This window comes from Okeania sp. SIO2C9, from assembly GCF_010672455.1.
GTDB lineage: Bacteria > Cyanobacteriota > Cyanobacteriia > Cyanobacteriales > Microcoleaceae > Okeania.
The window spans coordinates 17,681-44,041 of sequence record NZ_JAAHGO010000044.1; the positions used below are offsets into that span (position 1 = coordinate 17,681).

25 protein-coding genes are annotated in these 26,361 nt (G+C 34.6%); 9 read left to right on the plus strand and 16 right to left on the minus strand.

Features of this window, described 5'->3' with window-relative positions:
• The first annotated feature begins 18 nt into the window (after positions 1–18).
• Complete coding sequence (locus tag F6K23_RS26540) at positions 19–1,410, plus strand: flippase (protein ID WP_293161354.1); 1,392 nt, start codon at positions 19–21, stop codon at positions 1,408–1,410.
• A 48-nt stretch (positions 1,411–1,458) separates the two neighbouring features.
• Here F6K23_RS26540 and F6K23_RS26545 read toward each other — a convergent pair whose 3' ends face one another.
• The 16 genes from F6K23_RS26545 to F6K23_RS26620 all read right to left on the minus strand — a co-directional run bounded on the left by F6K23_RS26545 (position 1,459) and on the right by F6K23_RS26620 (position 17,679).
• The gene (locus tag F6K23_RS26545) at positions 1,459–2,496 is read right to left on the minus strand and encodes a sulfotransferase (protein WP_293161356.1); all 1,038 of its coding nucleotides are present in this window, start codon (positions 2,494–2,496) and stop codon (positions 1,459–1,461) included.
• 158 nt (positions 2,497–2,654) lie between these two features.
• Positions 2,655–3,383: a TylF/MycF/NovP-related O-methyltransferase gene (locus F6K23_RS26550; RefSeq protein WP_293161358.1), complete on the minus strand. Its 729-nt coding sequence runs from the start codon at positions 3,381–3,383 to the stop codon at positions 2,655–2,657.
• Positions 3,384–3,852: 469 nt separating this feature from the next.
• Positions 3,853–4,383: an acyltransferase gene (locus F6K23_RS26555; RefSeq protein ID WP_293161360.1), complete on the minus strand. Its 531-nt coding sequence runs from the start codon at positions 4,381–4,383 to the stop codon at positions 3,853–3,855.
• A 134-nt stretch (positions 4,384–4,517) separates the two neighbouring features.
• The gene (locus F6K23_RS26560) at positions 4,518–6,140 is read right to left on the minus strand and encodes an SDR family oxidoreductase (RefSeq protein WP_293161362.1); all 1,623 of its coding nucleotides are present in this window, start codon (positions 6,138–6,140) and stop codon (positions 4,518–4,520) included.
• Positions 6,141–6,177: 37 nt separating this feature from the next.
• Positions 6,178–6,414 carry an acyl carrier protein gene (locus F6K23_RS26565; protein ID WP_293161364.1) on the minus strand — a complete coding sequence of 79 codons (237 nt, stop codon included), beginning with the start codon at positions 6,412–6,414 and terminating at the stop codon, positions 6,178–6,180.
• A gap of 51 nt (positions 6,415–6,465) precedes the next feature.
• Complete coding sequence (locus F6K23_RS26570) at positions 6,466–8,319, minus strand: HAD family hydrolase (RefSeq protein WP_293161366.1); 1,854 nt, start codon at positions 8,317–8,319, stop codon at positions 6,466–6,468.
• Between the two features lie 109 nt (positions 8,320–8,428).
• Positions 8,429–9,463, minus strand: a complete 1,035-nt coding sequence (locus F6K23_RS26575; protein WP_293161368.1) for a sulfotransferase — start codon at positions 9,461–9,463, stop codon at positions 8,429–8,431.
• Positions 9,464–9,842: 379 nt separating this feature from the next.
• Complete coding sequence (locus tag F6K23_RS26580; RefSeq protein WP_293161370.1) at positions 9,843–10,889, minus strand: NAD(P)-dependent oxidoreductase; 1,047 nt, start codon at positions 10,887–10,889, stop codon at positions 9,843–9,845.
• Between the two features lie 81 nt (positions 10,890–10,970).
• A complete protein-coding gene (locus F6K23_RS26585; RefSeq protein WP_293161372.1) occupies positions 10,971–11,693 on the minus strand; it encodes a class I SAM-dependent methyltransferase in 723 nt (240 codons plus the stop codon).
• 315 nt (positions 11,694–12,008) lie between these two features.
• Positions 12,009–12,170 (minus strand): methyltransferase domain-containing protein, encoded by a 162-nt coding sequence (locus F6K23_RS26590; RefSeq protein WP_293161374.1) that lies wholly within the window; start codon positions 12,168–12,170, stop codon positions 12,009–12,011.
• A 52-nt stretch (positions 12,171–12,222) separates the two neighbouring features.
• A complete protein-coding gene (locus F6K23_RS26595; RefSeq protein ID WP_293161376.1) occupies positions 12,223–12,405 on the minus strand; it encodes a hypothetical protein in 183 nt (60 codons plus the stop codon).
• A 78-nt stretch (positions 12,406–12,483) separates the two neighbouring features.
• Positions 12,484–13,197, minus strand: coding sequence for a bifunctional 2-polyprenyl-6-hydroxyphenol methylase/3-demethylubiquinol 3-O-methyltransferase UbiG (locus F6K23_RS26600; RefSeq protein ID WP_293161378.1), 714 nt, complete (start codon positions 13,195–13,197; stop codon positions 12,484–12,486).
• A gap of 12 nt (positions 13,198–13,209) precedes the next feature.
• Positions 13,210–14,037, minus strand: a complete 828-nt coding sequence (locus tag F6K23_RS26605) for a hypothetical protein (protein WP_293161380.1) — start codon at positions 14,035–14,037, stop codon at positions 13,210–13,212.
• A 4-nt stretch (positions 14,038–14,041) separates the two neighbouring features.
• Positions 14,042–14,581 carry a metal-dependent hydrolase gene (locus tag F6K23_RS26610; protein ID WP_293161382.1) on the minus strand — a complete coding sequence of 180 codons (540 nt, stop codon included), beginning with the start codon at positions 14,579–14,581 and terminating at the stop codon, positions 14,042–14,044.
• A gap of 20 nt (positions 14,582–14,601) precedes the next feature.
• A complete protein-coding gene (locus tag F6K23_RS26615; protein WP_293161384.1) occupies positions 14,602–16,296 on the minus strand; it encodes a glycerol-3-phosphate dehydrogenase/oxidase in 1,695 nt (564 codons plus the stop codon).
• A gap of 45 nt (positions 16,297–16,341) precedes the next feature.
• Positions 16,342–17,679, minus strand: a complete 1,338-nt coding sequence (locus F6K23_RS26620; RefSeq protein ID WP_293161386.1) for a glycosyltransferase — start codon at positions 17,677–17,679, stop codon at positions 16,342–16,344.
• Positions 17,680–18,750: 1,071 nt separating this feature from the next.
• On the opposite strand from F6K23_RS26620, the gene F6K23_RS42185 reads away from it, so the two are divergent.
• The 8 genes from F6K23_RS42185 to F6K23_RS26660 all read left to right on the plus strand — a co-directional run bounded on the left by F6K23_RS42185 (position 18,751) and on the right by F6K23_RS26660 (position 26,356).
• Complete coding sequence (locus F6K23_RS42185) at positions 18,751–18,993, plus strand: transposase (protein ID WP_367267829.1); 243 nt, start codon at positions 18,751–18,753, stop codon at positions 18,991–18,993.
• Positions 18,994–19,018: 25 nt separating this feature from the next.
• Positions 19,019–19,438 (plus strand): RNA-guided endonuclease TnpB family protein, encoded by a 420-nt coding sequence (locus F6K23_RS42190; protein WP_367267830.1) that lies wholly within the window; start codon positions 19,019–19,021, stop codon positions 19,436–19,438.
• 1,505 nt (positions 19,439–20,943) lie between these two features.
• Complete coding sequence (locus tag F6K23_RS26635; protein ID WP_293161388.1) at positions 20,944–21,141, plus strand: hypothetical protein; 198 nt, start codon at positions 20,944–20,946, stop codon at positions 21,139–21,141.
• A 141-nt stretch (positions 21,142–21,282) separates the two neighbouring features.
• Positions 21,283–22,962 (plus strand): group II intron reverse transcriptase/maturase, encoded by a 1,680-nt coding sequence (gene ltrA / locus F6K23_RS26640; protein WP_293161390.1) that lies wholly within the window; start codon positions 21,283–21,285, stop codon positions 22,960–22,962.
• A gap of 91 nt (positions 22,963–23,053) precedes the next feature.
• Positions 23,054–23,179: an HNH endonuclease gene (locus F6K23_RS26645; protein WP_367267831.1), complete on the plus strand. Its 126-nt coding sequence runs from the start codon at positions 23,054–23,056 to the stop codon at positions 23,177–23,179.
• A gap of 157 nt (positions 23,180–23,336) precedes the next feature.
• Positions 23,337–24,968: an FAD-dependent thymidylate synthase gene (gene thyX / locus F6K23_RS26650; RefSeq protein ID WP_293161392.1), complete on the plus strand. Its 1,632-nt coding sequence runs from the start codon at positions 23,337–23,339 to the stop codon at positions 24,966–24,968.
• 414 nt (positions 24,969–25,382) lie between these two features.
• The gene (dut, locus tag F6K23_RS26655; RefSeq protein ID WP_293161394.1) at positions 25,383–25,811 is read left to right on the plus strand and encodes a dUTP diphosphatase; all 429 of its coding nucleotides are present in this window, start codon (positions 25,383–25,385) and stop codon (positions 25,809–25,811) included.
• Positions 25,808–26,356 carry a dCMP deaminase family protein gene (locus F6K23_RS26660; RefSeq protein ID WP_293161396.1) on the plus strand — a complete coding sequence of 183 codons (549 nt, stop codon included), beginning with the start codon at positions 25,808–25,810 and terminating at the stop codon, positions 26,354–26,356. The genes dut and F6K23_RS26660 overlap by 4 nt, the downstream gene beginning before the upstream one ends.
• Positions 26,357–26,361 lie beyond the last annotated feature (5 nt).

Below are 26,361 nucleotides of genomic sequence, written 5' to 3' on the forward strand. Positions count from 1 at the left end.
AATTAAATACTATTGAATATGAAAAAATTACTAAGTCGTCTGGATTGGTCTTATTTTTATTCTCTTTTGGGAGAGGGAACTCTAGCTCTAACATTTGTCTTTTATATTATTCTTGCTCGTTTACTTGGTCCAGAACGATATGAAATATTTACATCAGCAGCAGCTTTAGGGGCTATTTTATCCTTATTCATACAGTGTGGATTACCGATTCTGATTCAGCGTGAAGTGGCAGCTAATCCAGAAGAAGGGTCAAAATATACAATCCAATTTCTATTATTAGAAGTTTTGAATGTTTTACCAGTTCTCATCTTATTATTTCCAATTAGCCAATTGCTAAATTACCAAGGAGAAGGACTGATAGTATGTTATCTCGTGGTGTTTGCTGAACTGTGCCGTCAGATTAAATTAACTTTGCGGGGGGTTGCTAAAGGGATGGGTTGGTTTAGAACCGAAACTATTTCTGTGGCAATTGAGCGTTTGTCAGTAGTATTGATTGCTTGTGCGGTCTTGTTCTGGACGAATAATTTGGTATTGGTAGTTGCGAGTTTAGTACTAGTTCGATTGTTGGAAAACTTGGGTTTTATTTACTATTTGAGCCGAAAACTCACAGTATGGCGTGCTTTCAATGTCAATAGTTTAATGGGAATTTATCAAATGGCCTTCCCTTTTGCTTTGTCTGGGGTATTCTGGATGCTTTACTACAAAATTGATTTGGTCATGCTCAAAGGGATGGCTGAGACTGGAGAGACTGCATTCTATAGTGCATCTTACCAAATTATGGAGATTTTTTCTGCTCTGCCTAGAGTAGTTTTCTATGTAATTTTTAGTAGATTAGCTCGCTACCACGCTAACGAACCTGAGAAAATTCCAGAGCAAATCTATAAAGCAACTCGCGTACTTCTGCTATTGGTTTTGCCTTCGATAGTAATTGCTGGATTCTTTCAAAGTTATTTAGTTGAGCTTCTTTACGGTAACGAATATTCCTATTCAGCTCAATCTCTAGGTATTTTGATTCCCAATATCAGTATTGATATGTTCGGTATGTTGGTGCTGCAGCTTTTTCTAGCAACTAAACGAGAAAAATATTTACCACCTTTGTTGATACTCAGCACCATTATCAATATTGTCTCTAACGCTATACTTATCCCATTGTTAGGATCTGTCGGTGCTGCTTTATGTACTTTATTCAGTTCTGGAGTTTTATGCGTAATTGGTCTGGGAATTATGAGCCGTCTAGGGTACAAAAAAGTTGGACATAAATTACAGTTAATTGCTACAATGAGCTTACTTTTAACGACAGTCCCTTCTCTAATAATGAATGGATTACAACCCCAGATCGGCATTGCCTTAATGATTGGAAGTATAACAGTTTTAGTAATGCTGATGCGCCCTCGCAAATTTTTAGCTTAGTGATTCAAAATCTTAAGCTATTTTGTCTTTCTTACGCCAAAGTTTCAATTAGAGGTTTCTCATCAATGAGCTTTTATAAAGTGAAGTAGGGCTATTTAAACCTAATCTGAGATTCAAGTAAATTTTCAACTCTTGTAATGCTTCAATTTGACCTTTGCGGTTTTTCATCATCGCCAAAAATTTCCGAAGAGGATGCTCGATATATTGAAATTGTAGTCTTTCTAAGTTGGAAATCTGTGGTTTTGCCAGCTCTCTCTGGTAGCTGTAGCGTTCTAAAGTAGGGCCTGCTACTGCTTCAAAAATACGCAGTTGGCGTTCTGTCATCTGTGTACGCCACTTTTCGGTATTACTGCTGATAATAGGACGAGAAAGATTCTGGAGATTTTGCTTGTCGGTTCTATATGGTGCATTATCTTTGTAGAAATTTAGCATTTCTGGAGTATATTCCTCTACTAGAAACGCACACATCTGTTTTAAGACTTGCTGAGGGTTTAGTAAAAGTTTTTCATATCGGACTTCAAAAAATGAATTTTGAGCTAGGAGAATTTTCAGCTCCTCAATCACTTCCAGATGCTTTACCCAGCCCCAAGCTGCGAGATAAATATGTTTAGGCCCCATACGGGATTTTAGCCAAGACAATGCACAATCACGTCCATCACGAACAATATGAATAACTTGTAAATTGGGAAATCCATTCAGAATTTCACGCCAGTAAAAAAGATGAGCAGGGGTTTTCTCTCCCCAACGCTGTTTTCCCCGATCCTTAGCCCAAGTAAACATAATTGCCTCAAAAATGCCATGAAAATCATATCTCTGAATAGCTTTGATGGTATTTTCTCTATTTGGATAAGGAGACCAATCAGCAAGTGGGCCTGTACTGAAAATGTCATCTAATAGACGTTCTCGATTTTTAGGAAGGTTTAAATCTCCGTAATACTTTAACCAGTGATAAAATGTCTTATATACATGAGACTCAAAGGGTACAGCAATTCTTGGATGACTATTGAGTAGTTTACTCAGCAAGGATGTTCCTGATCGCGGACAACCAAAAATAAATATTGGCCGTTCATAATTTTTTGTATCCATAGCTAGCTGAAAGTGATGATTTTGTGAAAAATGATATAATTCCTACTATCAATAATCAATTAAAAATCACAAAAATTTACTCAAATTAATTTGAATATTTAATTGAAAAATCAGGTATTATTCCAACAGTTAAGAAAATAAATTCATCAATTTTCTGCCTATTCTTGATTTATGATAAAAGTTTGACCATACACGCCATAGGATATAAATTCTTTTGCTGATAAGTGTGTATTGTTTTCTATAAATTCTCTAAAAGCTTTACGTTGTCCTCTATTATCATCTTTATCAAAACAGTTCCAATCATCAAAAATCAGAATAGTCTTATCCATAATCATATCTTGGATATAATCTAAGACTTCGACTGTGGATGAGTAAAGATCGCAATCTATCAGCGCGATTGCAATCTTATCAAGATTATATTTTTGCTTAGTGTCTTCATTAAGAGATTCTTCAAAAAAACCTTCTATCAAAAATGTTTTTTTCCAATCAACTCCTTTTGAGTTCAAGTTATTGGTTACATTTTCTTTAGAACAACTATATTGACCTTGATAAAAAACTTCTTCTTTTGTTAGGTCTTCTTCCTGAATTTCAGGCAATCCTTTAAAAGAATCGAAACCAAAGAATCTCATGTTATTTAGCTCATATTTTTTGGCTATTTTTTGAGCATTCCAGAAAGCATATCCTTTAAATATGCCAAACTCACAGTAATCTCCTTTGTTCGCTATTCCCATTTCTATAGCTGTATTAAAAATTAACTCCTGGGCAGCTACGAGACCACTGCTAGCTGTATTAAAGCCATGTATATATCTATAATATATTTTGTGAGCAAACTTGTTGAGCTTTGTTGCTTGTAGAATTTTTACAATTAGTAACCTTATAGATTTCATAAATTGAATACTCTACTATAAATTTATTTTGATATTGTGTTTAGATTACTTGTATCATTTCAAATATCAAGCTTTTCCTCTTTAATTATTGTCAGGAAAATGATTAAACTTGTTGAACAAAATTTCCTTTGTCTATCAACTTATCTATAAATAAGATAAGTATTATTTTTACTAAAATATTTGAGCTACTCTTTCCGGAAAACTAATACTGCATAAAGAAAATTAAAATTGCCGATCGCTAAAGTCAGGAATCCATAGTTATCATGGTTATAGTTACTCTATGAATTCCCAATCCAGATTAGCTTAACTTATCCAAAATGTGCATTGCTGAAATAGATTGATAACTTTTCAAGCAACTTTCCATGATTTTACATCTTGGTATTTTTTATAATCATTTTTATTAAATTTTAATTCCTAAATAATAGATTTTTTCTCAAAAGTTTCTATTACTTATTAGCCTTGAACTTAATTATCTTCTCTTAAAAATTACTTTTGCTGGATTTCCCATCACAATACTATTTTCAGGGATTTTAGAAGACACAACTGAGTTCGGTGTGATGATCGTCCCACTACCAATATCCGCCCCATCTAATATACAACAGTTAGCCCCAATCCAAACATTTTCGCCAATTTTAACCCCTTGCTTAGAAATAGAACCCTGTTTTTGTATAGGTACATCAAGCTTATCATATCTATAATTACCACCAATAACTGATGTATTAGGACCGAGCATTGAGTAATTGTCAATTTCTATTCCTATGTTGCCAGAAGCAATAGAGCACCCGACTGCAATCAATACATTTTCACCAATATTTACAAAACCATCAGAGGCTTTTATTTTTACGAAAGAAGCAATTTCGGTATTTTTTCCAATTGTCAAAAGGTTATTCAATTCAACTTCTGCTTTGGGACTAATTATAGCTCTATATTTCAACCAATAATAGACAGATACTATTGGAGCAGGAATGAAAAAGCGACGAATTATTTTCGTTATTGTCATTTTCATATTAACTTAATCCATTTATTAATAAAATAATTACATTAGGGATGTGCGTAAAAATAACATCCAAATTAAACAATCTATAGAAAGAAAACTTCAAAAAATTATTGGTAGATTATTAAACCGCAACTTCCTTACCCGAAAGGTAAATCGCCTAAGTTTAAAACTACTTTCTGTCCGGTTATAGAATTTGCCCAGCTAGAAGCTAAAAACAAAATACTTTGAGCAACTTCAATAGGCTCTAAATTTCTGCCAAAATCTCTGGAAGCTGCTATTCTTTTTGTAAAATCTGAAGGAATACATGATACAAGGTCTGTCTCTGTCATGTTGGGTACAACAAAGTTTACTTGTATATTTAATTTAGCTAGTTCTTTTGCTAAACTTTTTGTGTAACCTACTACAGCACTTTTTGCCGTTATATATTGACTTTGCCCAGTGACTGGATTTTCAACAAATATTGTTGATAGATTAATTATTTTACCGGACTTTTGTTGTTTTAACACCGGAAGAACCGCTTGACAGCAATTGTGCATTCCTTTTAAGGATACTTCTAATTCACTTAAATAATCTTGCCACTCCAGCTTGACAACATTTTTGGGAATAGCTTCTTTTACTGCATTATTAACTAAGACATTAACTGTGCCAAATTTTTCTACTACCTGATCTATGAATTTTTCAACTTCCAATTTTTCTCTAATATCACATTGCAATGGGATAGCAATTCCACCATTTTTTTCAATATCCTCAACAATTAATTCTGCATCTTTTTTCCCTTTATAATAATTTACAACAACTTTCGCACCCTGCATTGCAAATAATTTGGCAGTTGCTGCCCCTATTCCACGACTAGCACCAGTAATAACTACCACTTTATCTTTTAAGCCCATATCTATATAATTAGATTTTATTTCTGGGCAACTAATAATTTTTTGTGGTGGAGAATTTACTACTACATTTAATTTACCTGTGGCTAAAACAGTATTTTCTTTTAAAAGTGTAGTAGCTACTTCCATAGATTCACTTGCTACAGAAACTTTGCCAACTTCTCCTACAAGTTTTATTGATTCTGATAAAGGAACTTGGTCTAGAAATGAAAATTGAAATTTAGCAAATGTGGCATATTTTCCTGGCAATTTCATTCCCACTAATGTAGATAACAATAGGGTTGAAATTAAGTTATGGCTAATTGCTATATTGATTGAATCAGTATTACTTAAAAAACCTTCATTAATAATGGAATCTAAATATTTTTTAAGCAGGATAGAATTAAGTGATATATTTAACTCTCCTTTTTTATTGGCTATTTCATTAATACTCCAGTTATTTTCTGAGATTTCATCTAATAAGTAACAAGTTTGATTCCGGTCTATATCTCTGATTTCTTCACTAAAAGGGTATAAAGTAAAATTACCCTTAGACTTTATTACTATCTCTTCAGTAAGATGATTATACCAGGTAGCATTATAGGAAAATTTTCCACTTTCTGTTTCTGAATATTTGTAGTCTAGTCTAATTTCATCACCAATTAATATTGGTTTACGAAAGCTAGTATCTAATTCTAAAAATTCTACTTGTTGGTCGGGAAAATTTTGTTGAATTAGAGAAATAAAACTAAAGGGTAACATTCCGTGAACAAGTCGTTGCCGATATTTAGTTTTTCTGGCAAACTCCTCATCCATATGCAAAGAGTTACGATCGCCACTAATGGAGGCGAAATTTGCAACCATTTTTTCAGAGATTTTGAATACCTTTTCCATAGGTTTTTCTTTCCCGATCAAAAATATTTCTAATTAATTAGGTAGTATGGTTACTAATAACTTTTTTAATTTCGGAGAAATTCACCATAGATTCAATTTGATCCATCGTTAGGGTAATCTTAAATTCTTCTTCTAAAGCAGTGATCATTTTGAGATTATTTAAGGAATCCCAAGTCTCAGCATTTTCTGGTCCAAATTCATCGGTAATTTCTTCATCATCAATTTCCAAAATATCTGTCATAATTTCTTTGATTTTATCTTCTAGACTTTCCATTAATTTCTCCTTTTTTTTATTAATATATGGAACTTAAGGACGGGGTTTAAATTAAATAATAATTTTAATCCACGAACTATCAATCAATTTAGCAGATTCTGACTTGAGAATATATTTGTTTGTACCTGTTTGCTGTTTTTCTACTACCTCAAATCCCTGTTGTTCAAAAAAATCTACAACTGGTTTATTTTTTTTGGTGGGAATGTAGGTGGCGCTAAGTTGCATTTCAGGATGGTTGCTGAGATATTTAGTTTTCAGATGGTTAACGATCGCCGTTTCTATTCCTCTACCCATTGCTCTACAACTCATTATCAAACTATCAATGAGCAAATCAGGTTTTTCTCGGAGGTCAACCAGATATAGAGCGATTATACCAATTTCTCCAAAGTTATCATGGGCGGATATTACAGTCAAGTCATAATTACTATCTTGAAAAAACTGCTCTACTTCTGCCATTGAATAACGAATGGTTGTCAGATTAAATTGATTGGTTTTGCTAAATAACTGATGCACGCGAGGTAAATCTTCTTCAGTTGCTTCCCAAATCTTAATTTCTGTTCCTAAACTTTCCAAATAGCTTGCCAGATCTCCAATTTGCTGCTTATGCTCTTCCCGTTGTTTATTTTGGATATACTGAGTAGCTTTGCCTAAATCATCTTGCAAAATTTGGACTTTTTCAAACTCATTTAGTTGGTCTAGCAATTCTGAATAAGTAGCAGGATCGGATGGCAATAATATAGTTTTAACTTCTGGCATCATTTGAGTGACTAAACTGCACTCTGCGGGATTATCGTCTATAAAAACTAGACTATCTGTGCCAATATTTAAGGTAGAGGCAATCTTTTGCAAATTTTCATGCTTACGTTCCCAGTTAATTTCCATTGCTGAAAAGTCAGATTTTTTCAGTGGCATTTCTGGTCTTTTTTCAAAAGCTTCTAAAGCATCATTGAGATTATTCTTGCTACAAATTGCCAGTAATATTCCTCGGTCTTTAATTGTTTTAATTTTGCGTTGAAATTCTAAAAATGCTTCTGAAACTGGGTCGCCTTGACCGATTTTAATACCCATTACTCCTTCTTCTCCAACGACTCCTCCCCACAGAGTATTATCTAAGTCGAGTACAAGACATTTTTTGGTATAACCTTTAATTGCTTTTATATATCTAATTAATTCCCTGGCAATAGTTGGGAGAAAATTTTCTCGCCATTCCATTTTGGCGATATAATACATTTTTGCATTCTGGACTTGCTCTTTACCAAACCTTGAAGCTAATCGTTCAAGATCAAAAAGATGTACCCTTGACTCTTTTTTTAGTAAACGCAGGAGTGCCAGATTTAATTCCAAATAAAATTCTGATTCTCCATATTCCTGATTCAGGTCAGCAATACCAGTTTTATAAAAACTTGGTTGTAGAAAGTTACTGATCAGAATATTTGCACTGGTTTGATTAAGTGCCACTTTTAGCCAATCTGATATATGTGAAATAATAAAATTTAAACTATTTTTTCTTTCATCTACAGATAAGCTTGAATACTCATAATATATTTTTGGCTGTAACTCTCTGAGAGATATATCTAAATAAATTAAATCAGGATTATAGTTAATTAGGGGAGAATTAGGATTGAGTAATTCCTGAAAATATTGCTGATAGCTACCAATATATTCTCCAGCAATTATTCCTTCATAAGCAGAGAAAACATTAACATAAGAAGGCAAAGGTTCAATTGTGTAGTTTCCTAGATAGGCAATTTTAAATTCTGGTTTCTCAGATAGTTTTTTGATACTTTTATCAATTAAGCTAATTTCTGTACTTTTAATGTCTGAAAAATCTACTTGCTTAATTAGATCGACTAATTCCTCAAGAGAATTTGCTTGTTTCAAAAGTTGCTTAAGATTTTTATCCATGTTTCTTATATCTCTAAATAAAATACTGAATATTTAACCTAATTCTGAAAATTTTTAATAGCCTTTTTTCATACGGGCTATATATTCCCGATCTATATATGGTCTCTGCCTAAGTCCTAATTTTATTCCTTATCAGCATAGAGATTTTTCTGATTTTTAACTGAACTTCATAGTTAATCTGTTTCCTTAAAAGCGGTACAAAAAGCTTACGCAAATAGCGAAAAATATTGTCTTCATAGAAGAAAATAATTTTTTCATGTATTCCAATTTCAGTTTTTCCAGATGTTTCTAATTGATACCCATAAATCTTTAAACCATCCCCTGCAATAGACTCAAAAATTTCAATTTCTCGCTTTGTAAGTTTTTTTCTAAAAATACCTATTTTTTGGTTGGAGATAGGTTTATTAAGGGAATCAAAAAGAGGATCTGATTTATAATAGAACATTCTCCTTTCTGTTTCTGGTATATTCGAGGAGTTTACAGTTTCAGCGTCCTCTTCAAGAAAATCAAATATTTTCTTTACCTGATTTTCTAAATCTAGAACTAAATCTTCGTAATGAATTTCTAGGAATTGATCGGAATTTATAGTTTTCTTGAATTCGTCAAAAGTAAGAATGTATTTTCTCCATCTATGTGCTATTCCATAAATACTCTTTGGACCAATAAAAACTCTTTTCAAGGATTCAGTTACGTCCCTGCCATCTCTTATTAGGTGGATAAATTTTGCCTCTGGAAATAATTTATGAATTTCTTTTAAATAGAATGTATTCTGCGGAGTCTTATCTCCCCATCGATTCTTACCTACTTTTTTAGCAGAAAGTTCAAAAAGCAAGGAAATCACACCCTTCACTGAGGTGATTTTAAGTTGACTACAAAAATCGATTACTGATATTTCTAAACCCCACTCTTTAATAGATAGATCCTGTAGAATATCCTTGACAAAAAGGTAAAGATTAGAGTCTTTTTTCAGGTCTCCATAATAATCAAATATATCCGAAAAACGTCCAAAGATATGACTTTCTGGAGGAATAATAATATTAGGGTGGGCATCTATAAGAATTTGAAGCAAAGTTGTACCTGAACGTGGAGAACCTACAATAAAGAATGGTGTTTCTAGATTTTGCGAAATTGTCTTTTGTGTCATAATCTTAGAATTGTTTTTGTAAGTAACTCCCAAATAGTTGTTAAGTCAACTATCCTATGCAATTTTTAAATATAATAATAATGAGTTATTAACTATATCTTCATACACCAACTTGAAATCATGATTGCTTGCTAAAGTTTTCAGGAGGATTACGCAGGATGGCACACCTACAACACTAGCATATTCTGGAATATCCTTCGTTCCTATAATAGATCCTTTACCAAAGGAATTTTGTCAATTTTTTGCACTTCTTGAGGAACTGTCATTGTTAATCCTATAGTTAAATCAGTTATCAGTTATCAGCAGTAAATATTGAGAAGGGGATTTAAAACCCAAGCTCAAAAAGATGATAGAAGACTAGAAAATATTATTCCCTCTGTTACTTTTTGCCTGATTTAGAAAGTAAAATCCAACCATTATCTAAATACGATTGAGCTTCTTCTTTTAATCCTTCTTCATTTGAATAAGCAGTCACAAACCCTAATAACTTGCTCATTTTTGTTGTATTAAATGAGCGGTCTTTCGTATAAAATGCTAACCTCCTTCTGTATATAGGTGGTTCAATTCCTAAAGGGCGACAAATAAATTCTAAAATGTCTCCAAGTGCAAATACAGGAGCTGTAGGGAACTGCAAAAATTTTGCCGAAACTCCATAATATTCACTGATAATTTTTACCATATTTTTAAATGTCATAGCTTCAGAACTACTACCACAGATAAAAACATCTCCTACTGCTTGGGGATGAGTTGCAGTTAATATAAAAAAGTTAGTTAAATCATCAACATGAATAAAATGTACTAAATTATTACCATTTCCAATGACTGGTACTCTGCCTTTAGCTACCCATTTGAAAATTTTTAACAGTCTTTTGTCTCCTGGACCGTATATCATAGCTGGTCTGACTATGGTAACTGGTAATCCTTCTTCTTCCCCAAATTTTTTAATCCAAATTTCTCCCTCTAATTTAGTTTCTTGATAAATATCTCCTGGCTTCATGGGAGAGTTTTCATCACCAGGCGGATTTTCTATATGACCATGAATTCCTATAGTAGAAACGTGAATAAAACGTTGAAAATTTGGTTGTTTTAACGCTGCTTTTGCTAATAGTTGGGTGCTTAAAACATGAACATTGTGATAAACATTATCGGCAGATTTTGCTTCCCGAAATGGAGTCGCCATGTGAAATATATAGTTAACTCCTTTCACCGCTTCATCTATTAAATTTTGGTCAAAAACATCTCCTTGAAGCCATTTTATTGGCATTCCTGTAAAGGGTTTTAAGTTTGAAGTTGGACGAGCGATCGCTACTACTTCTATCCCTTGTTTAACTAATTTATTTACTAGCACTGAACCTGTAAATCCTGTTGCACCAGTTATTAAAATGCGGGAGTTTGGTGGGAGTTTATATTTAAAGTCTTTCTCCATATTTTTTATTTATATAATCACCTAAAGTTTAATTTTTAGAGAATTTGGCAATCACAGGATAACCAAATAAACTGGTTAATCCTATTTAATTATAACAGCCACAGTAAAGCTATATTCACAATACCCTAAATACTCATAGTTCAATCCTCTATCAACTATAAATTCCTGAAAAGCTTTATATTCGTGATTTTTCCAACCAGGATAATTAAAATATTCATCGAACTGAATAACTGTTCCTTGAACAATTCGATCGCCTAAAATATCGAATATAGTTTTGGTTGAAGAATAAATATCGCAGTCTATATGTAAAAATGCTACTACATCCGTATAAGTTGCCAGAAATTCTGGTAAGGTTTGATCAAACCAACCTGCATGAAGCTGAACATTCTTCCTGACGTTAGGAAGTTTACCACCTGCTGAAAAACTGTGCTTACCGAAATTGCCAAACCAAGGATCTGGCAATCCCTCAAACGAATCAAATCCATGTATAGTTTCGTCAATATGATTGGCAATAAAATTGATTGATTTAGCTTGCCAACCACAGCCAAATTCTAAAAACAAACCATTTACGTTTACTTTTGACAAACTCAGTTTTAACAATTGATTGCGAGTTTGAAAGTAAGGTATGGTCAGCATATTTTTTTCAACATAATCAGCAGTTTCTAATGCTGCCTTTCGATACAAATAAGCCCAGATATTTTGAGAATCCTTGCCTGTTATTTTAGCAATTAGTAAACTCTTGATTTTTGATAATAAATTCTGAATACCTCTTAAATTAATTTTGAGATTGTTTAGTATTTCCATATTTATCTCCTCTTCTAAATATATCTATTATGTAGATTCAATATCTTTATGAATCCAGAGATTTTTCTGGGTAAATTTTGCAATCACAGGAGAACCAAATAAACTGGTTAATCAGATTAACAGGATTAACTTTTCTAATCCTGAAGAAATGTCGGGAAATTTTAAAGTCCGATGAACTACCATTGGCATAAAAAATTGCGGATAGCGCTCTGTTTGTTTGAAATCCCTAGATTTCAAATAATCTATAATTTCCGATTCTTGATAACAAGTAAATGGTCTAGTATTACCTTCCAAACCTTTCTTCAATTTAAACAACTAGGGAGTAAGATAATTTACACTTCTTACTATCGGGTAATCAATAATTAGTGATTTTTTTGCCACCCTAGCTAATTCAGTTAAAAATTTATGCCATTGAGTTACATGAGCCAGAAATCTATAACTAATTACTACATCAAAAGCATCATTTGGATAAGGCAAGTCTAAAACATTCCCTACTTGAAATGAGCAAAGATTAGCATCTACAAATTTTTTAATTCTTGCCTGACAAATCTACGTCAAGTATTTTCCCATTGGGATAGGGAGCTAACATTGTTAAGGTTGCTTCCTCTTGTACTTTCAATAACCAAGCACCAATATCTCCTGCAAAACGGGAAGCATAATCATCGGAAGATGTTTCTACATCTGCTGTTTCTGGAAAATTAGTAGTAACCATATTTTATATTTCATTCTATCTATGATTTAGCAGCTTTAATTTATTGCCTTAGTAGTAATAAAAACTTCTATGATAAGTCTAATTTTTTTTATTTCTAGCTTTGAGGTAGAAGTTTGTTCTCAAGAATTGAGGTAACTTATCTGGGTTTACTAATCCTAACATTAAAACTCCTAAGTCTCCCATATACCTTTTTACTTTCATTTTAAAAAAATCCGTAACAACTGGAATGTCGTAAAATTTTATTTCCTCAAAATTGTTATTGTTAAATCTTCTGATGATTGACCAATAGCTATGTAATGAACAATGATCGGATTGCCACTTTGTAAAGCTTCTCCGTCTAATTGTTTCAAAAATAACATTTGTCAATTTATTTGGTGTCTGTATTAAATAAAAACCTTGATTTTTCAAAACTCTACTTACTTCTTGCAAGTGTTTGTCAGAATCTGGAATATGCTCAAAGACATCAAAGCTTATTACTACATCAAATAAATTATCAGCAAATGGTAAAACTTCATTATCAACTTTCTCTAAGGGTAATTTTCCATATTGTTTTTTGCTCTCTTCTATTCTAGAATTATTTACTTCCAAACCTCTTATATCATAATCTCTTTTATAAAAATAGTTCAGCAAGCTGCCATTACCACTACCTATTTCTAGAATTTTTGTCTTTTTTTCTATCAAACCTGTTTCATTTAAGAAGCGAATATTTGCTTCAAGATTGCCAAATTCTTTTCTGTTATCAAAATTCTCCATAACATTGTTCATCGTTCCATTTTTATCCCTAATTAACAACTTTTTATTCTGCTAATTTTTGTTGCCATCTCTAATCGCTAACTGGTTACGAATAAACCTAAATGGTGTTTCTAGGACACCGTAAGGTTGAACTAAAGTAGTAGGGTTTAATAAAATTTGTTTCATACTTTTTCCTGGTTCTGCCAAATTTAATTCACTCTCAACCATAAACCCAAAACTTCCTGGTCGTGAATATTCAGATTTTAGAGGTAGAGGGTCTGTTCCTGGCAACACTTTCCATCCCTTCTGTTCAGCTAGTTGAAAATAAGATGGTCTAGACCAAAAATTAGGACGACCGCTATTATCACCAAAATATACCATGGGAATGCTGTCTGAATTTAATAATTTTTGTAAAATTTTGCCTCTTTTCCCTAACCATTTTCCTACTCCCCAAGGCAATACGGGTATGCCTCCTTTTGATACTATATTTTCGATAGTAGTTTCTATAGTTAAACCATCTGCAAATTCACTATCTGAAATTAAGGCTAAAACTTCTAATTTTTCTGCTGTTACAATTTGGCGACCAGCAATTATAAATATTTTTTGATTATTGTTATTAACGGCATAAATTGATAGTGATTCTTGAGTAATAGCAAATTTCCAGTTATTAATTTGTTGAGATTTTTTTGCATACTCTAATAATTTGCTAAATTCAAAATCACCAGGCATTTCTGTCAAAAATATCAAAAAAATTGAATTATCAATATCGGTTTGTGTTTGAGATACTTTCTGAAAGTTTGCTAGGGAGGCGTTCAAGAGTTGGTCAATTTCAAAACATCTATGAATATGCACATGAGCATCTGCAATAATTTTTTGACTTATTTTTACTGGACTATTCATTGATTTATTCAGAAAATTTGCTAGAACGACAATTCTTCCATAGCCATAATATACTGACAATTAATACTGAGTAAGATAATTCCCAAGCAATAAATATAAAATGACTAAGATCAAATACTCCTCTGGAATGATGAACTTGTGGAAACACAGATATTGTTGATTTAAAAAATGTATCTGTTAAAGGCCACAACAATTGTAAACCTGAACCACCAGCCGTCAATAAATCTAATAGTAAATGAGAACTATAGAGAATAAAAGTAAATAAGAATATTTTTTTAAATGAAGATTTGCGGAAATAACTAATTAGCCAACCAACTATCAAACTAAAACAAATGGCAAAAATTAAAGTATGGGTAATACCTCGATGAAATCTTTCTCCTGTAATTAATTGGGGAAGAAAATCAAAGTCAGCAAAAATGGCAACAAAAACAGGATAAAAATTACCCAAGCTCCACCAATTATATTCATAATCTTTTGATAGTTGTTTGGGTAGAAACTTAGCTACTACATATCCAGAAACTGAGTGAGCAATAGGAGATGGCATAATTCAAATTAAATTGCATTTTAGTCTTGAAAATTTGATGGAATATTTGATGCTACTATAGCCGAAGTAATTCCAAACTTATTCCTAATTTGCTGTACTTCTTCCTCTAATTTAGTCGAACTCCAGCTTAATTCTTTACTCATTACTTCAGCACAGAATTTAATAGTTTCATCCCCTGGATATCCAGCACTACCTAATTCTGTACGTCGAAATATTACATCACTTAATTTATAAGCCATTTCTTGATGAATAGCGTGGAGAATTTCGGCTTTAACAATTGCCCATTCGCTCTCAGGATTTTCTAAATAATTAAGCACTTTTGGATAAGCAGAGCCGTAGTTATAAACTAGGCGACGAATGCTTAATTCTGTTAAACCTTTCGACCGCTTTTCAACAATGGCATTCTGTAAAAAATCAGTAAAATTTTCTATTTCTCCACCATATATAGATTTAACTGATGAAACTGACTTGGGAGATTTTTTTCCTAATAATTTGAACAAATAATTAACTACTTTTTCAGCTACATCTCTGGCAGTGGTATATTTCACTCCAACTACTGAAATTAAACCTAATAATCCAGTTTGGGAATGGTCAAAAATTTGATAATGTTTTGCTAAGATGGGTTCGCCTGTTTTGGAGTTAATATTAGTTGTTGGTAACATTCCCCCATGTACAAATGAAATCTCTTCCCGCTTTAATTTTGCTGGTGGGTATGCTTGGTTGATGGCAGCCATAAATTGACTGATATCTGCTTCTGTTATTTGGAAATCATCTGGGTCTTGACTATAAACTGCATATTCTGTACCAATCATAGACCGCCCACGCCAAGGAGAAATAAATAGAAAGCGACTACCTTTGTTAACTATTGCATCTGAGTCAGCAGAACTATTTTTACTGGTAATACCTACTGCATATTTTTCAAATAGAGGGCGAGTGGTAACTAAATTCATTGCTTTCGCCACACCAAAAGGCCATCGCTTTTGTTGGTTGACCATACCTAGAATTTTATTTCCCCATGCTCCACAGGTATTGATAACTGTTTTGGCACGAATGTCAAACTGATTTTCAGTGAGTTTGTCTGTTACTGTTACTCCATTGATACGATTATCATTTTGGACTAACCCAGTGACTTCGACATAATTTGCTAAACTTGCCCCTGCTTGATGAGCAGAATGTAGAAATGAAATAGTTAATCTTTCTGAGTTGTAGACTTGAGCATCGTGGAATATTGCCCCACCAGTTAAACCTTGAGTTGAAATACCAGGAAGTAACTCCAAACATTTCTTTTGAGAAATGACACGACCGTTAGGAATATGTTTTTGTTGGTCTAGGAGTCTATTGCGATCGCAACTTACCAAGTCATTGACTGCTAATGCTACAGACAAAGCTTCTTTTCCCTTCAACCCATGTCCATAAGTAGGGATCAAAACTGGCAGTGGATGAATCAGATGGGGTGCGATTCTCATTAAAGTGGTGCGTTCGTGAATTGACTCCCGCATCCGCTTAAAATCGGCATTTTGTAGATATCGCAGTCCTCCGTGAATAGTTTTTAAGCTATTAGCAGAAGTCGCCGCACCAAAATCATTTTTTTCTACAAGGGCTACAGAGAGGCCACACAGACTTGCTTCCCTGGCCAGAGTAGCTCCGTATATTCCTCCACCTATTACCAGTACATCGTAAACTTGATTAGTTAGTTCCGTTAAATTTCTTTCCATAACATCTGAAATCTAAGGATGTAGATGAAGATAACTTTACTAACTTTAAGATACTTTATAATCTCCTGATTGCACAAGCATTGTTTCAGAATCTCCATTCTGATTTTTGTCAGAGTTAATTGTTTCTTTCACTTGATTGTAGAGACTACCTAACTTTTCACAAAAAGCAGCATAACTATGTTTTTTCTGAACCATGATTTTACCTGCTTCCCCTAATTTCAATCTTAATTCAGGGTTTTTAATTAGAGAAATTATTCCTTTGGAAAAAGCTTGAGGATTAGGGTGAGATAACATTGCTGTTTTGATATCTAATACCTGAGTATGAGTTGGTAAATTAGTTGCTAATACAGCTTTGCCACTATCAAGATAAGAATATATTTTCATTGGTGTATTCTTACCTTTTATTCTAGGAGATACTAAAACGTCAGCTTGAGCGAGATAATTTCCTAGTTCGCTAGCAGGTTTTTGTCCTAAAAAATGCACTTTTTCTTGAATTCCTAACTTTTTGGCTTTATTTTGATATTTTTTAATATCTTCTTGCTCTCCTCCTACTATCACTAAATCAACTTTTTTTGTTTGTTTTAGTGCTAAAGCAAAACTATCTAGCAGTAAGTCCATACCTTGGTATTGTTCCAAATTCCCCACATACATTAGCATTGTATTGCTAATTTTTAGCTCTTTTTTGAGATTATGCTTAGTTGCAACTTGTTTTTCATTTAACAAAGAAATATCTGGTAATAGCACAACCTTTTTTGGTTGATATTGATCGATACTATTAGCCAAAGCTTGACATACTGGAACTACAACTTCTGCATTTTTTACTGCGTGTTTCTCAAACCACTTTAAAACAGAAATGAGGGGTGAAAGAAACGGATATTTTTCGATCATTTGCTGAGATAAAGAAGAATCCATATCATAGATGTAGGGAATCTTAAACAAAAATTTTAGTAGTAGTGCAATAAATACTGATTCTTCTACAGCATGAATTAAACTATAACGTTTCTGGGAAAGTAGTCTAGCTACTTCTAGGAACATTAATAGGTCAAAAATAATTTTCTTCCAAGAAAATCCAGGACGTACATTTTTGACAAATGGGATGTTGATTGTACGGTATATATTAGTATTTTGATAATCAACATCTTTCCCTTCTGGATAGGTTACCACATCAATCTTATCGTTTTGTTGTGATAAAAATTTTAAAACCAAATTATCAGCAATAGGTGAACCTCTGTCTTGATAAAAAGGATGAGGAATTAAAAATAAAATATTTAAAGGATAATTAGCGTTTTTGGCTCCATAATTGATTATTTCCTGTTTCTCATTACTTTTTATGCCAAGTAATTTTCTTTCGTAACCTTGAATTAAAGTAAATGATTCAACCATAACTAAAACCTCTTTCAAATCTCATTAATTTTGGCAATTACATTTGATTAAGCAATTTTATTTGCAGACAAATGAAACAGCGAATTATACTTGTAATTCACAAAAGTATAGACTGTGAATCCAACAGTTAATTGCTTGTAGTAAATGTGAATTTCAACGTTTTTTTTCTTACTTGGCATAGTAACAATCTGCATCAGCAATTTCAAGTAATTTCGAGAAACTTTACCAAAACTTTAAAAATTTTTGCCTAAAAGCCAGATTATCTTCATCGGAACTTCATAATTCTCTTGTAAACTCAAGGTTACATAATTAAATTCACTACTTATATCAAATATTGATATTGAAAACTTATTGATACAGAACATTACGTTCCTCTCTAGGAGGTTTCGGAGTTCTATCCGTATTGGTACAACCATCTACTATTTCTGTTACTTTCTCCAAACCGTAGTCTAATTTCTGTCCTAATAGGTGGCCCGCCTCGATCTTCTATTACATCGTGAAGTAGTGCTACTATGGCCTCATCCTCATTCCATATTCAAGGGCAATAATAACTACCCCTAAGAGCTGATTTATTAACTGAGCTGAAACTCTTATACCAATTTTATGTGAGGCTGCATAGAATTATTTGTTAGGTGGTAGGTGGGGCGGTGGCACTTAACGAAGTCAGAAGTCAGAAGTTAACCCACCCCTCCTGGGAGGGGATTTGAGCTTCGCTCCAAAAATATTTCGCCATTTCCCGGCGGGGTTGCGCGACCCATATTATTTTCAGGACTTACGCAAATACACCATATATAGTGCATAGTAAATATAGCGATTGCTGACGCAAAGCTCCGCTAACGCTATAATTTTTGGTAGTGGTGCATTGTAATTTTTTCGGTAACGGTATAGCAAGCATTTCAGCCACTATTCACCATTACTATACAGGACTACCTTGTGTCCCAACTACAATTACAGTTAAACTCGACCCCAGTAAAAGATGGTCAGTGTCCCTTAGAGTCAATGACCCTAGAAACTTGAAGCTTAAACCAGTAACCAAACAAGTAGGTATTGACGCGCGGAATTACCAGTTTAGTGACTACCAGTGATGGAGAAAAATTCGCCTACCCTAAGAATCTAAATAAATTACACAAGAAACTTAGGTTAGCAGGGAAGTCTTTATCTAGAAAAACTAAAGGATCTAATAACTACCAAAAGGCTAGACTAAAAGTAGCCAGGATACACGCAAAAATTAAAGATTCAAGGCTTGATTACACCCATAAGCGCGCCTACTCAATTAATCGCCCGAAAATCAAACTGTTGTGGTTGAGGAAATAGCCGTAAAGAATATGGTCAAAAAGCGGTGCGACCCCGCGACGACGCCAGCTCGCTTGCGGAACGCGCACCAACAGACCATAAGTTAGCCAAAGCAATAAGTGATGCCAACTGGGCAGAGTTAGTCAGACAGTTAGAATACAAGGCTCAATGGTATGGACGGGAATTAGTCAAGATTGACAGGTATTTTCCCAGTTCTAAGCGTTGTTCTAATTGTGGTCATGTAGTAGGAAAATTACCTCTAAGCGTGAGAGAGTGGAATTGTCCTGAATGTGCAACTCACCATGATCGAGACATAAATGCAAGTATAAATATTTTGCGGATGGGAACCCGCGGGGTGCGTAAGACGCAAGCGGTCAGACCCCGCGCCGCCGACAGGCGCAAGCGGTCGGAACCCGCGACGACGCCAGCTCGCTTGCGGAACGCCGACCAAGAGAGGGAACGCTGACCAAGAGAGGGAACGCCCACCCTCGAAGGCTGCGGGAGGAGCAGTGTCAGCGCCAGTCGCTCATGGGGGAGACCCCCTTTTGCGGCGCTGACTTGTCTGTGGAGCGCGCCTTTAGACCATCTGAGAGTAAATCTCGTTTATGCGGGTGCGGCAGAAACAGAAAGTCCCTAACAGTGATGTTAAGGAATCCCGCGCTGTCTCGTGAGAGCAGCGTCGGGAGGATGTCAATCTTGTATAGATAAAAAAGCGAGGATTAAAGTATTGTTCCTGAAGAATAAGTTGCTATAATCACCAGAAAACAGAGGAGCAATAATACTCCCGTAGATCGCGTCAATCAATTTTGAGTATTAGGTAGTGCGATCACACACCACTCAAATCAGTCATAATATTTTTGACAAGTAGAGGGTCATTTCAGTTATCAGTTATCAGTTATCAGTGAACCTCCGACTGAAGTCGGAGGCTTGAAATACTGAACTAAATATTTTTTTCATCCCCTTAAAAGGGGAGGCACATACCCTCATTTTTTGGTAAAATTTCTCAAATAAAGCTTCGTTCTGATGTAAGATTTATTACTTGTTTCCGGCCATTTATTGTCAATAAGTGAATTCCTTGCAAATATTGAAATATCTATCTTAATGTTGGATGTTCTTTCAACAATGAATAATAATGAATAATGAATAATTACCTCTCCATGAATTGAAGAGGATTGACAAATTCATGAAAATTTTTCTTCACAGGAGTCGATGGTCGGACAGCTCCGAGACCTCGCCATCCCATCCTAACGGACTGCTGCGCAAACGACCGCTTATTATCCCCTATCCAAGGGGAGGCGCATACCCACAATTTTTCGGTAAGTTTCCCTATTTGGGTAGCGTGTAACTCAGTGGCGTAGACTAAAGCTTCTGTAAAACGGTGGGAAAGTATTATTTGTTTAAGTTAAAAGTCAAAAATAAGAAAAATCTATCACTTTTTAGATAGTCAATCTTAGGATGCTTTAATAAATAATTGTTCTTGGATATCAATCAACTATAAGACTATAAGATTGATTGAATATAGAAAAATGTCATGGATAAATTTCGAGTAGAAGTGATTGCTAAAACTTTAAATCCTCAGCAGGTAATTTATGCAGCTCTGCATCAAGATGTGCGGTTCGTTTGAGGTGTAATGACCTCAGCACCTTCTTTTCAACAGAAAGGCGGGTCAATAGGGAAGGGATAAAACCCGATACCGAGACAACTCATTTCCCGTAAGGGTGAGTCAAATCACGACCAGAGTCACATGGTCAATAAACATCAGGTCATGGCAAGATTTAACAAAAAGTTAATATAACTACGTTAAATAGGTATAAAGATTTGACAAGTCCCTTCTCGAAAGTACCTCGATGACAGCATATACCCCAATGTTAAGCAGGTAGCGACTACTGACATTGAAGCGGGTATAAAAGCGAACAAATACCGTAACCTAAATGGAAATTTTTCGCAAGCACTCAGTCATGGGTAACGAAAGTGAACTTCTATATTTGTCGTGAGCAGCAAAGTTACGAAATTAGGTTGACACGCAGCGGTCAAAATGACCAAAGGTTAAGGGATAAATACGAGTCTTGGTATTTATCGGTACTCCAAAATAACCTCGGCAAAAAGGAAGACCCTAAAACTGATACCAACGGGAAATGGGAACGAATTAAATCTAAGGATGGCTCTTAAAGTGGTCGAATCTTTGAGTAGTAGCTAGCGTAAGCCACCTTAGATGGGATTGAATCCGAAGCTAATGCCAATTTGTAATGAATTGGATATGCCTACAGATTCACAATTTAGGAATTATACGTTCTTAAGTAGGAGTAAAATATGTCCAGAACAGAGATAAAATCAATGTTGGAATGGAAAGACATTGACTGGAAAACAGCCGAAAAAAACGTCTTCAAGCTCCAAAAACGAATCTATAATGCTTCTAAAAGTGGAAATGTGAGGTTAGCCCGCAAACTACAAAAGTTGCTTGTCAAATCCTGGTCAGCAAGACTCATCGCAGTAAGAAGAGTCACACAGGATAATAAAGGGAAAAACACGACAGGGGTAGATGGGAAGAAATCCCTTCATCCCTCAGAAAGACTAAAGTTAGCCCAAAAGCTAAAGTTAAGTCATAAAAGCACGCCAACCAAAAGAGTTTGGATACCCAAACCTGGAAGGAAGGAACAAAGACCTTTAGGAATCCCAACCATAGAGGAACGAGCCAAACAAGCCTTGCTAAAACAGGCTTTAGAACCTGAATGGGAAGCAAAGTTTGAACCAAACTCTTATGGATTTAGGCCAGGAAGAAGCACACATGATGCGATATCAGCAATCAGAAAATGTATACAGTTCAAACCAAAATTTGTATTGGACGCTGATATATCTCAATGTTTTGACAAGATAGACCACAATAAATTATTAGAGAAAATCGACACATTCCCCAACTTTAGGAGACAGATAAAAGCTTGGTTAAAATCCGGGGTCATTAACGATGACTTCCTGGAAAACACCGAAGCTGGAACTCCTCAAGGGGGTGTAATATCACCACTATTGGCTAATATTGCACTACATGGAATGGAAAAAATACTAGAGGAACATTTCCCTGGGAGAAAAGACGGTAGTATCCGTAATTGCGAAAGAATTTACGGAGAAAGAGTATCAGTACCTAGACTAATTAGGTATGCAGATGATTTCGTAGTCATTAATGAGAAATTAGCCGTAGTCGAAGAATGTACCGAAATAATCAAAACGTGGTTAGGAGATTTGGGATTAGAACTCAAACCCAGCAAAACCAGGATAGTTCACACACTGGAACGACATCAGGGTCAAGAACCAGGATTTAACTTTTTAGGGTGTAATATCCGACAATATAAAGAAGGAAAACACACATCCAAGAAGATTAAATCAAGGTTCGGAGAAAAACTAAAACCATACTCCATAATAGTCAAACCCTCTAAAGAGAGCATCAAGAATCACTACGACAAAATCGCTGCTGTAGTTCATAAACATCGAGCAAATTCTCAGGAAGTGTTAATCAAAGAATTAACACCAATTATCAGAGGATGGTGTAACTACTATGCATACCACAATTCAAAAGAAGCCTTCAATGAATTAGATTATTTAATCTATAAAAGGTTATGGAGATGGGCGTGTAGAAGAAGCAGAATGAAGAAAACAGCGGGATGGATAGCGCAGAGATATTGGCTGACTATAGGTAATACCAAATGGAATTTCGCCTATAAGTCAAAAGAGGGAATAATCAAGCTTCCTCATTACCGCGAAACACAAGCGAGTAAAACGTATGTGAAAGTCAAGGGAGATGCTTCCCCTTACAACGGAGATGATAATTATTGGTCAAAGAGATTAGGGGATAAATATAAAACCTCAGACTCTCAAAAAGCCAGAATTATCAAAAGACAAGCAGGAAAATGTACTGAATGCGGACTAACTTTCAAAACTGGAGATATAGCGCTACGCGCAAGTCAGATAGGGGAGCCGTCGGATTGGCGACGTACATAAGTTAGAAGTCAGAAGTAATTCCTGACTAACTTTGAGGATTTATAGATGTCCTAACCTATTTGCGTAGTGCTATATATCGGAAAAACACCACATTGAGCACAAAGCTGAAGGTGGAGACAATACCGATAAAAATCTAGAAGTATTACATTTACACTGTCATGACAAAAGACATGACCCTCGGAAGTCGCTGCAAGCAAAGGCAGCAGTCCTAAATTGAGGAGCCGAATGAGGTGAAAGTCTCACGTTCGGTTCTGAAGCCGAGTATATAAGGTAATTTATATGCTTAGGGTAACTACAGTGAAGGATTTGTATTTTACGAACAAGATAATTGGCCTTCGGAAGCAAAATGTGGGGAAATTATTGTCAAGCGACTTTTGGCAGGAGACCGTGGTCATTATGGGTGTATTGAGCATCCTCAAATTACTTTTAATTGTGGTTTTTTTCCCCATAGTGTTATGCAGCAAGCAAGAACTCATAGAATAGGTTGTTGTTTGTCGGGTAACACAAAGGTTAGATTTGGGCATTCGTCTTTATCTAAAGGAGAGAAATATTATGAAGAAACAATTGAAAAATTAGCTAATTTATGGCATTACGGGAGAAAACATCAACAAACTTCTAATGATGCAAAATATATGCAAGAAAGTATATCTAGGCGTACTATTTTGACTTTAGATACTAAAACTAACCAACTTGTTTCCAGTAAAATAACCAATATATATATTAATGGCGAACAAGAAACCTACACAATAAAAACTGTTTCTGGTAAAGAAATAAGAGCTACACTAGAACACCAGTTTTGGACTAATCAAGGGTGGAAAAGGTTAAAAGAATTTAACAGTAGCACTCAATTATGTGAAGTGCAATTAACTGGTATTGAAGAAGGAGTCAGGAGTCAGGTAGGGGAGCTGTCGGATTGGCGACGTACAGGAGTCAGGAGGGAAAATTGCATGGAAATTCTAACCCTGAACAATTTTGAGCACCGTGTAGACGGTGGGGTATTAAACCCGCAAAAAAAAGATAAAGTTGCTCCACAAGAAATTAATTTTATGGAACAAGAAATATTAGATGAAAAGTGGATACCTGTAAGAAATTATGAAGGATATGAAATTTCTAGTTTGGGTCGTTTGCGTTCTTATCTTCCTAGAGGAGGAAGGGGAGATCGTTCTCAGTTATTGTCAAATTCTAAGATTAAAAAACTGAGCAAATCTAAAGATTATTTATTTGCTAGTTTAGGTCATGGAATAGGGTCTGGTAAAGTATCACGAGTAAATATACATAGGTTAGTCATAGAAAACTTTGAACCATTGGGAGAAAATGAGCAACTTGAAGTCAGACATTTAAACGGAAATAGTTTTGATAATAGGTTAGAAAATCTTGCCTGGGGTTCTAGTAAAGATAACAAAATTGACAATATAAGAAACAATAGTTTGTCTTGTAATCGTGGTGTTTTTGTGGGAATAGAATCTATTGAAAAGTTTGGCAAAGAAATTACTTATGATATTGAAGTAGAACATCCAGAGCATAATTTTATAGCTAATGGTTTAGTTGTTCATAATTCTTTCGATGTACAAAGTTATCGATTTTGTTCGGGAAAAGTTATTGCAGTGGCAGAGGGAAAAACGGATATAGAGACTGCTTTTTACTTACGTCCGGTGGGAGAATATTCTGATCGTCAGGGGAAGAAATATTATTATTCTGCTGAACAACGAGAACAAGATTTACAGTGGTGTTTGGAGGCAGCGAAAAAATACAAACTTGATCTGGAATTAGGAATGTCTGAAGAACACGCTAGAGGAAAAATTCCTTTTGATTATCGTCAGCATTTTGTTGTTAGTTTTAATTGTCGTAGTTTGCTACATTTTTTGGATTTACGTTTCAAAAAGAATGCTCAATTGGAAATTCAAAAACTTTGTGAGTTAATGTGGCCTCATGTTCAAGATTGGGTGCCGAATATAGCAGAATGGTATGAACAAAATAGGCTAGGAAAAGGTAAATTATCTCCTTAGTCTAGTGGTGGGGAGTAGGGCAGTGAGGGAGTAGGGGAGTGAGGGAGTGGGGGAGTGGGGGAGTAGGGGAGACCTGGAGTTGAAAAAACTGTTTCGTATTCTTTGTAATTGGAGCTGAGGTAATTTGTCTCAAGTTCAATCAATACCATTACGGTTGCAGGAGTGCTAAAATTGGGAAGTTCCTATCAACCTAATTCTTTCGGAAAATGGAATTATTAGATGATAAATGACCTCAATATTCTGCTCTCATTTGTGTTTTTGCTCCCTAAATCTCATCTGCCTTACTAGCAAAAGATGTATTACACTTTTTAGGATGGTGAGATAGATTGATTAATTTATTTTCCCTTTTCCCTGTTCCCTATAACAATAAAAATTTGTATCTAATTAACTCGATAACTGCTGTAATTGAAAATAATGAAACTTAAAGTTAAAAAGTTAGATGAATCGGCAATTGTTCCTTATTATGCACATCCAGAAGATGCCGGATTAGATTTATTTTCTATTGATGAATTAACTATTAATCCTGGAGAAAGCCAATTAATTCACACAGGTATTTCTATTGAATTACCATCAGGAACAGAAGCACAAATTCGTCCTAGAAGTGGGTTGGCTTTAAAACATCAAATTACAGTTTTGAACAGTCCTGGAACTATAGATGAAACTTATCGGGGAGAAATTGGAATAATTTTAATTAATCATGGGAAAAATTCTTTTCAAGTCACGCGAGGAATGAAAATAGCTCAAATGGTTATAGCATCAGTATTATCTGTTAATGTAGAAGAAGTTGATGAATTAAGTACAACAGAAAGAGATATTAAAGGATTTGGTTCTACAGGAATATGACAGAAAAATTATATCAAAGACCAACCTGGGATGAATACTTTTTAATGATAGCTAAACTAGCTGCTACTCGTTCAACTTGTCTTGCTTTTCCTGTGGGTGCAGTAATAGTTAAAGATAAACAAGTTTTAGCAACTGGTTATAATGGTTCTCCTTCAGGTTCTGCACATTGTACAAGTCAGGGTTTTTGTTATCCTGAATTAAGTAGTTGTGATGCTAGTAAAGTTTTACCATCTCGTTCTGTTCATGCAGAAGCTAATGCTATTGCTCAAGCTGCAAAACATGGAATATCTACGAATGGAGCTGTTATTTATGTCACCTTAGAACCTTGTCTTTATTGTTTGAAATTAATTATTTCTGCTGGTATTAAAGAGGTTTTTTATGAAACTTCTTTTAATAGTGGGGAAAAGGCAGCTTTAAGAGATATGTTTATCAAAGAGGGTTTAGTTACTATTCAGCAAATTCAAGTCTCAGAAACAATTGCTCAAAAAGCAGCTACATCTCTACTTCATCCCACCTCAATAAAAGCAGAAAATAGAAAAATGTAAAAATT

Coding starts and splice junctions, on each gene's coding strand:
- ltrA (WP_293161390.1), top strand. CDS start 21,283: ATGTCCAGAACAGAGATAAAATCAATGTTGGAATGGAAAGACATTGAC.
- F6K23_RS26560 (WP_293161362.1), bottom strand. CDS start 6,140: ATGGAAAAGGTATTCAAAATCTCTGAAAAAATGGTTGCAAATTTCGCC.
- dut (WP_293161394.1), top strand. CDS start 25,383: ATGAAACTTAAAGTTAAAAAGTTAGATGAATCGGCAATTGTTCCTTAT.
- F6K23_RS26615 (WP_293161384.1), bottom strand. CDS start 16,296: ATGGAAAGAAATTTAACGGAACTAACTAATCAAGTTTACGATGTACTG.
- F6K23_RS26585 (WP_293161372.1), bottom strand. CDS start 11,693: ATGGAAATACTAAACAATCTCAAAATTAATTTAAGAGGTATTCAGAAT.
- F6K23_RS26545 (WP_293161356.1), bottom strand. CDS start 2,496: ATGGATACAAAAAATTATGAACGGCCAATATTTATTTTTGGTTGTCCG.
- F6K23_RS26575 (WP_293161368.1), bottom strand. CDS start 9,463: ATGACACAAAAGACAATTTCGCAAAATCTAGAAACACCATTCTTTATT.
- F6K23_RS26540 (WP_293161354.1), top strand. CDS start 19: ATGAAAAAATTACTAAGTCGTCTGGATTGGTCTTATTTTTATTCTCTT.
- F6K23_RS26660 (WP_293161396.1), top strand. CDS start 25,808: ATGACAGAAAAATTATATCAAAGACCAACCTGGGATGAATACTTTTTA.
- F6K23_RS26570 (WP_293161366.1), bottom strand. CDS start 8,319: ATGGATAAAAATCTTAAGCAACTTTTGAAACAAGCAAATTCTCTTGAG.
- F6K23_RS26550 (WP_293161358.1), bottom strand. CDS start 3,383: ATGAAATCTATAAGGTTACTAATTGTAAAAATTCTACAAGCAACAAAG.
- F6K23_RS26565 (WP_293161364.1), bottom strand. CDS start 6,414: ATGGAAAGTCTAGAAGATAAAATCAAAGAAATTATGACAGATATTTTG.
- F6K23_RS26605 (WP_293161380.1), bottom strand. CDS start 14,037: ATGAATAGTCCAGTAAAAATAAGTCAAAAAATTATTGCAGATGCTCAT.
- F6K23_RS26555 (WP_293161360.1), bottom strand. CDS start 4,383: ATGACAATAACGAAAATAATTCGTCGCTTTTTCATTCCTGCTCCAATA.
- F6K23_RS26620 (WP_293161386.1), bottom strand. CDS start 17,679: ATGGTTGAATCATTTACTTTAATTCAAGGTTACGAAAGAAAATTACTT.
- F6K23_RS26595 (WP_293161376.1), bottom strand. CDS start 12,405: ATGGTTACTACTAATTTTCCAGAAACAGCAGATGTAGAAACATCTTCC.
- F6K23_RS26580 (WP_293161370.1), bottom strand. CDS start 10,889: ATGGAGAAAGACTTTAAATATAAACTCCCACCAAACTCCCGCATTTTA.
- F6K23_RS26610 (WP_293161382.1), bottom strand. CDS start 14,581: ATGCCATCTCCTATTGCTCACTCAGTTTCTGGATATGTAGTAGCTAAG.